The sequence below is a fragment of the Roseitalea sp. genome, from assembly GCF_984466335.1.
The window spans coordinates 1-7226 of sequence record NZ_CFIFWG010000158.1 but is presented as its reverse complement, the minus strand read 5'-3'; the positions used below and the strand labels follow the sequence as shown (position 1 = coordinate 7226).

General features: G+C 69.9%; 6 protein-coding genes and 1 pseudogene. 3 read left to right on the top strand and 4 right to left on the bottom strand.

The window, feature by feature from the left end; translation table 11 throughout:
- A partial coding sequence (locus AC5E6L_RS12850) for a DMT family transporter (RefSeq protein WP_491773779.1) occupies positions 1–555 on the bottom strand: 555 nt, incomplete at its 3' end.
- A gap of 41 nt (positions 556–596) precedes the next feature.
- A pseudogene (locus AC5E6L_RS12845) lies at positions 597–1788 on the bottom strand (NAD(P)/FAD-dependent oxidoreductase).
- A 47-nt stretch (positions 1789–1835) separates the two neighbouring features.
- On the opposite strand from AC5E6L_RS12845, the gene mnmC2 reads away from it, so the two are divergent.
- The gene (gene mnmC2, locus AC5E6L_RS12840; RefSeq protein ID WP_491773777.1) at positions 1836–2489 is read left to right on the top strand and encodes a tRNA (5-methylaminomethyl-2-thiouridine)(34)-methyltransferase MnmC2; all 654 of its coding nucleotides are present in this window, start codon (positions 1836–1838) and stop codon (positions 2487–2489) included.
- Here the strand turns inward: mnmC2 and AC5E6L_RS12835 are convergent.
- A complete protein-coding gene (locus AC5E6L_RS12835) occupies positions 2474–3316 on the bottom strand; it encodes a class I SAM-dependent DNA methyltransferase (protein ID WP_491773773.1) in 843 nt (280 codons plus the stop codon). The genes mnmC2 and AC5E6L_RS12835 overlap by 16 nt on opposite strands.
- Positions 3317–3483: 167 nt before the next feature.
- Between AC5E6L_RS12835 and AC5E6L_RS12830 the strand changes: the two genes are divergently transcribed.
- Positions 3484–4425 (top strand): DMT family transporter, encoded by a 942-nt coding sequence (locus tag AC5E6L_RS12830; RefSeq protein ID WP_491773771.1) that lies wholly within the window; start codon positions 3484–3486, stop codon positions 4423–4425.
- 72 nt (positions 4426–4497) lie between these two features.
- The gene (locus tag AC5E6L_RS12825; protein WP_491773769.1) at positions 4498–6510 is read left to right on the top strand and encodes an acetyl-CoA carboxylase biotin carboxylase subunit; all 2013 of its coding nucleotides are present in this window, start codon (positions 4498–4500) and stop codon (positions 6508–6510) included.
- Here AC5E6L_RS12825 and lipB read toward each other — a convergent pair.
- On the bottom strand, positions 6494–7183 hold the full coding sequence (gene lipB, locus AC5E6L_RS12820) for a lipoyl(octanoyl) transferase LipB (protein ID WP_491773775.1): 690 nt from the start codon (positions 7181–7183) through the stop codon (positions 6494–6496). The two genes, AC5E6L_RS12825 and lipB, sit on opposite strands and share 17 nt — an antisense overlap.
- Positions 7184–7226 lie beyond the last annotated feature (43 nt).

Genomic DNA, 7226 nt, shown 5'->3' with positions numbered 1-7226 from the left:
CCGCGTCGGCGGCATCTGAATGCGGCGGACGATCAGGCCCGATGTCGCATAGCAGACCGAACCGCCCAGCGCGGCCAACTGCCCCAGCAGGTAGGCGCCGCCCACCTGACCGAGCGCTCCCCCGCCGACCAGCACCGCAACGCCGGCAAAGCCGAGCGCCACCGCGATCAGCTTGAGCAGGTTGATCTTGTCGTCGTCGGTGAAGAAATGGCTGCCGATCAGCGCCATGAACGGCCCGGTGCCCATCAGAAGCGCCATCATGCCCGCATCGATCGTCAGGCCCGCCCAGGAGATCAGGAAGAAGGGCACGACGACATTGAACAGCGCCATCACGATCACGAGTGCCCATGTGCGGGCCGTGCTCGGCAGGATGAACCCGCGCCAGACGATGTAGGGCACGAGCACGACCGCCCCGATCGCCACGCGGCCCGCCGCCAGCCACAGCGCGCCCGTTTCGGGCACGGCCACCTTGATGGCCACGAACGCCGAGGCCCAGATCACGGCCAGGGCGACGAGCGCGGCGATGTCGAGCGGCCCGGCCTTGCGGATCGTCATAGCGCGGTCGGTCCCGTCCGCGGCCGGGCTTGCCGGCTGGCTCATCTGCGTGTCCTTTCGCGTCCCTTGCGGTGGCACAGGCGGTCCTGCGATGCAAGGCCGGCCCGGATGCGGTGCGCGGGCAGGAACGTGGCGGGCAGGTCCGCCGGCGTCTCGCCGAGCGCGAAGCGGACCGCCGCGTCGGCCATGAGATGGGCGATGGCGAACGAGATCTTGAAGCCGCCCGTGGCGACGATGGTGCGGGGCGCGCCGGGCAGGGGGCCGACCAGCGGCTCGCGCCCCGCAGCGCGCGGCCGCGCGCCGGCCCAGCGCTCGACGATCTCGGCGTCCAGCAGCGCCGGGCAAAGCGCGCGCGCGGGCGATCGGCCCGTCGAGCCGTTCGTCGGTCGCATCGGGCGCCTCGAACACGTCCTCCGACGTCGATCCGACGGCGACCAGCCCGCTTTCATGCGCGATCGCATAAACGCCCTTGTCGTAAAGGAGTGGCCGTTCCGGATCGACCGGCCGGGCCGGCCTCAGAAGCGCGCCCTGGCCCTTGACGCCGCGTCCGATGCGCGCGGGATCGGCGGGGTCGATGAGCGCGAACGCGCCGGTGCCGGCGGCCACGATCGTCGCGCCGGCGGTCATCGTCCGGCCGCCCGGCAGGATCATCCGGCCGTCTTCGGCCAGCGCCTCGACCGGGACGCCTTGGCGGATCGAGACGCGTTCGGTCCGTTCGAGCGCGGCGCGCAGCGCCGCAAGGAGCGCGCGCGGATCGAGCCGCGCCGACAGCGTGTCGTGATTGACGCCGTGGGGCATGGCCGGGCACGCCAACCAGCCCGGCGCCGGATTGGCATCCTCCACGGTCCACCGGAGGCCGCGCGGCCAGTGCGCGTTCGCCCCCTTGGCCCATTGCGCGCTCTGGCGGCGCTTTTCCGCGTTGGCGATCGGCACGAGCCGGCCCACGCGCCGATAGCCGCAGGACAGGCCGGTTTCGGCCTCAAGCGCGGCGATCCGGTCCGGCAGGGCGACGAGCCCGTCGCGCTGAAACCGTTTGCCGGCGTTCCAGCCGGTCGGCTGGTGCGGCATCAGGGCGCCGAGCATGCCGCCGCTTGCGCCCGCGCCGATTGTGCGCTTTTCAATCAGGGCGACGCGCGCGCCGCGCCGGGCGGCCTCGTGCGCGCACCACAGCCCGGCAATGCCGCCGCCGATGACGGCGATGTCGGGAGAGGGCGAGGATGGAGAAACGGGCATTGGGCGGTGATCCGGAGCGGGACGATGTGCGCTGGACGGACGGCGATATGCCGTTTTCGGAGCGTTTTGGCGACCATTTTTATGCCCGCGAGGACGGGCGTGCCGAAACGGCCCATGTCTTCATCGGCCAGAACCGCCTGCCGGAACGCTGGCCCCGGTGCCGTGGGTGCACGATCGCCGAGCTTGGCTTCGGCACGGGGCTCAACTTCCTTGAGACGTGGCGGCATTGGATGTCAGCGCGGCCCGAGGGCGCGCGGCTCGACTTCGTCTCGTTCGAGGCGTTCCCCATGCGGGGCGCCCAGATCGCAAGGGCGATCGGCCGCTGGCCCGACCTCGAACCGCTTTGCGGGCGGCTCGTGTCGCGCTGGCCGCCCATGGGCGGCACGCCCGTGCGCTGGCCGATGGACGAGCAGACGACGCTGACCGTCCATGTCGGCGACGCATCGGCGCGCGTCGGCGCCTGGGAGGACGCCGCCCATGCCTGGTACCTTGACGGATTTGCGCCGGCGCGCAACCCGGACATGTGGTCGACGGAGCTGATGCGCGCGGTCTTCGAGCGCACCGCGCCGGGCGGCACCTTCGCCACCTATACGGCGGCCGGCTGGGTCAGGCGCAACCTGAAGGCGGCCGGCTTCGTCGTCGAAAAGCGGCCCGGCTTCGGCACCAAGCGCGACATGATGGCCGGCTACCGGCCCGCCTGAGGCTTCGCCGCGACGACGAGGAAGCCCGGAACCGGCGTTCCGGCCTCGCGCCGCACGCCGATGGGCTCGCACAGTTCGATCGCCGCGAAGCCGGCGCGGCGGCACATGGCCCGCAGATAGGCGGCCGAATGGGCAAAGCGCTGGTGCACCGTGACCGACCAGTCGACGCCCCGGTCGTCGTGCAGGGGATCGGTCTCGGCCGACACGAGCAGGCGCGCCCCGTCGGCGGCGTTGGCCGCGATGGCGTCGAACAGGGTTTCGAGCGGCCCGAAATAGGGCAGGACGTCGGTCGCCGCGATCAGATCGAACGGGACGTGCGCCGCATCGCCGCTGCCCGCCCACTGATCGAGAAAGTGCACCGCCTCGTTGATGTAGAGCGCGTCATAGGCGGCCCGCTCGTCCGCTTTTTCGATCATCCGCCCCGAGATGTCGACGCCGGTCGCGTGCGCGCACATGTCCCCCATCATCATGCCCGCAAGACCGGTGCCGCAGCCCAGATCGAGCATGCGCGCATAGGGGCCGGGCCGGTTGGCCCGCAGCCAGTCGGCCGCCTGCATCGGCACCGCATAGCCCAGCGCCTCTGTGAGGATGTGGTCGAACCGGTCGGCGGTCTGGTCGAAAAGGGTCGCCATGTAGGCGTCGCCCGCCCTGTCGGGCGCCGGGCCCATGCCCATCGACGCCAGCCGCATCCGCGCCCCGCACGGATCGGACGGTTCGAGGTCGAGACATGTCCGGTAGAGCCGGGCGGCCTCGTGCCTGCGCCCGGCCTTTTCATGTTCGAGCGCGGCGTTGTAGGCCTCGGCCAGCGCATCGGTCGGGTCGGTCATCGCGCTCCGTCTCCTTGCCGCTTGCTGCGCCATTTCAATCACATTGATGGGTCCTGACCCTAACCACGTCGCCCGGTCGCAATTCAAGCGGCCATCGGCAAGCAGCCGCCGGCAAGCGGCCACCGGAAGGGCTTTCGCGCGACGCCGATCCGTGTCAGGTCTCGACCATGGTTCAGGCGCTGCCATCGCGACCCTCGATCGACCGCGACCATCCGGTGCGCGGCATGGCGCTGGCCGTCGTCGGCGCGCTGATCCTGCCGGCGATGGACGCGGTGGCCAAGCATCTGGGGCAGAGCGGCGCCATGTCGCCGGGCCAGATCACCTTCTTCCGATTCGCCGTGCAGATGGTCTTCTGCTTCGGCTGGCTCTTGGCGCTGGGCGGGTTCGGCGCCTTGCGCTCGAACCGGTTCGGGCTCAATTTCGTGCGCGGCATGCTTTTGGGCGCGGCGAGCCTTTTCTTCTTTACGGCGATCAAATACATGCCGCTCGCCGATGCGATCGCCGTCTTCTTCGTCGAACCGCTGATCCTGACGCTTTTGTCGATGATCGTCCTGCGCGAGACGGTGGGCTGGCGGCGGATCGCCGCGGTGATCGTCGGTTTCGGCGGGGCGCTGATCGTCATCCAGCCGTCTTACGCGATCTTCGGGCCGGTCTCGCTTCTGCCGCTGGCGGCGGCGACGTTTTTCGCCGCCTATCTGCTGCTGAACCGCGTTGCCGGCCACACCGACAGCGCCATGGTGATGCAATATGTCTCCGGCCTTGGCGGCATGGCGATCGTCGTCGCCGCGCTCGCCGCGGGAACAATCCTCGATGTCGAGGACCTGTCGGTCGGCATGCCGGCCGAGCCGGGCGTCTGGGGCCTGGTGCTGGTGATGGGCCTGCTCGGCCTGGTGGGCCACTATCTGTTCGTCCTTGCCTTCCAGATGGCGCCGGCCTCGCTGCTGGCGCCGTTCCAGTATATCGAGATCGTCTCGGCGGCGGCGCTGGGCCTTGCCCTGTTCGCCGAGTTTCCAACGCCTTCGAAATGGCTCGGCATCTCGATCATCGTCGGTTCGGGGCTCTATGTGTTCTGGCGGGAGCGGAAAGTCGGCGTCACGAACAAGAATTGATTGCCCGGCCGTGCGTTTGAACTATCAAGGCCCTGCTCACGGCGGGAACGCGCACGCGGGAGGGGACAAGGCATGTTCGACAAGATTCTCATCGCCAACCGGGGCGAGATCGCCTGTCGCGTCATCAAGACCGCGCGACGCATGGGGATCGCCACCGTCGCGGTCCATTCGGACGCCGATGCCGACGCGCTGCATGTGTCGATGGCCGACGAGGCGGTGCGTATCGGCCCGCCGCCTGCGGCCGAGAGCTATCTGGTGATCGACGCGATCATGGAGGCGGTCAGGACGACGGGCGCCCAGGCCGTGCATCCCGGCTACGGCTTTCTGTCGGAGCGGGCCGCCTTCTGCGCGGCGCTGGAAGCCGAGGGCATCACCTTCATCGGACCCAGGCCGCGCGCGATCGAGGCGATGGGCGACAAGATCACCTCCAAGAAGATCGCCGCCCAGGCGGGCGTTTCGACCGTGCCCGGCCATATGGGCCTGATCGCCGATGCGGACGAGGCGGTGCGGATCGCCGGCGGGATCGGCTATCCGGTGATGATCAAGGCGTCGGCCGGCGGCGGCGGCAAGGGCATGCGCATCGCCTGGAACGATGCCGAGGCGCGCGACGGCTTCGAGCGGTCCAGATCGGAGGCCGCATCCAGCTTCGGCGACGACCGCATCTTCATCGAGAAGTTCGTCGAGGAGCCGCGCCACATCGAGATCCAGGTGCTGGCCGACGCGCACGGCAACTGCGTGCATCTGGGCGAGCGCGAATGCTCGATCCAGCGCCGCAACCAGAAGGTGGTCGAGGAGGCGCCCTCGCCGTTCCTCGATGCCGCAACGCGCGCGGCGATGGGCGCCCAGGCCGTCGCGCTGGCCAGGGCGGTCGACTATCAGAGCGCCGGCACGGTCGAGTTCATCGTCGACCGGGACCGCAACTTCTACTTCCTTGAGATGAACACGCGGCTCCAGGTCGAGCATCCCGTGACCGAGCTGATCACCGGTCTCGATCTGGTCGAGCAGATGATCCGCATCGCCGCCGGCGACGAACTGGCGTTCGGACAGGACGACATCGCGCTCAACGGCTGGGCCGTGGAGAGCCGTGTCTACGCCGAGGACCCGGTGCGCGGCTTCCTGCCCTCGATCGGCCGCCTGACGCGCTACCGGCCGCCCGCCGAACGGTGCACGGACGCGCTTGTCGTGCGCAACGACACGGGCGTCTTCGCCGGCGCCGAGATCTCCATGTTCTACGATCCGATGATCGCCAAGCTGTGCACCTGGGCGCCGTCCCGCGGCGCGGCGATCGATGCGATGGCCGATGCGCTCGACGGTTTCGTCATCGACGGCATCGCGCACAACACGCCGTTCCTCGCCTCGCTCATGGCGCATCCGCGCTGGCGCGCGGGCCGGCTGACGACGAACTTCATCGCCGAGGAATATCCCGACGGCTTCACGCCGGCCGAACCGGACGAAGCCGCGCGCCATATCCTGGCGGCGATCGCCCTTTCGGTGGAGATCATCCGCAAGGACCGGCTCGACCGCCACGCTGGCCGGATCGCGCCGCATTCGGGGCGGCTGGGCGAGGATTGGGTCGTCAAGCTCGGCGGCGACTGTTACGACATGCGCGTGACCGACCCGCGCGCGGCCCTCTGCCGGTCGATGTCCGTGACGCTGGAGGGGGGACAGCCGCTGGACCTTGAGACCGGCTATCGCCTCGGCGATCCGCTGTGGGCGGGGACCGTCGACGGACGGCCGGTGATCGCGCAGATCAGGCCGGCGGTCAATGGCGTGCGAATCGATTGGCGCGGCCATTCTGTCGTCGCCCATGTGATGCAGCCGCACGTCGCCCGGCTCGAAGGGCTGATGCCGGAAAAGGCCGCGGCCGACACGACAAGGCAGTTGCTCTGCCCGATGCCGGGCCTGGTCGTCTCGCTCGACGTCGAGGTCGGCCAGCCGGTCCAGGCGGGGGAAACGCTGGCCGTGATCGAGGCGATGAAGATGGAGAACGTGCTGCGCGCCGAGCGCGAGGCGACCGTTGCGGCCATCCATGCCAAGGTCGGCCAGAGCCTTGCCGTCGACGCGGTGATCATGGAGTTCGAATAGGCGCGCCGGCCGGCCCGAACACGGTCTCGAACCGGGCCTTCAGCGCCACGTCGAGGTCGGCCATCGAGACCGGCAGGCCCAGATCGACGAGGCTGGTGACGCCGTGTCCGGCCACGCCGCACGGCACGATTCCGGCATAATGCGTCAGATCCGGCTCGACATTGATCGACACGCCGTGGAACGAGACCCATTTGCGCAGGCGGATGCCGATCGCCGCGATCTTGTCCTCGGCAACCGTTCCGGGAACGGGCGAAGGGCGCCCGGGTCGCCGCACCCACACGCCGACCCGCCCCTCGCGCCGCTCGCCGCGCACGTTGAACGCCTCCAGCGTGCCGATCACCCAGGCTTCGAGCGCGGCGACGAAGGCGCGCACATCGGGCTTGCGGCGCTTCAGGTCGAGCATGATGTAGGCCACGCGCTGGCCGGGGCCGTGATAGGTGTACCGGCCGCCGCGCCCGGTCCTGAACACCGGGAACCGGTCCGGATCGGTCAGGTCGGCCGGATCGGCGCTGGTGCCCGCCGTATAGAGGGGCGGATGCTCGACCAGCCAGACCAGTTCGGCCGCCGTGCCCGCGCGCACCGCCTCGGCGCGCGCCTCCATGAAGGCGACGGCCGTCTCATGGTCCGTCAGCCCGTCCGCGATCCGCCACTCGACCGGCGCCGAACCCGGCATCGGATGGAACAGGTCCGCTAGGGCGTCGCGGCCGGCGGGTGCG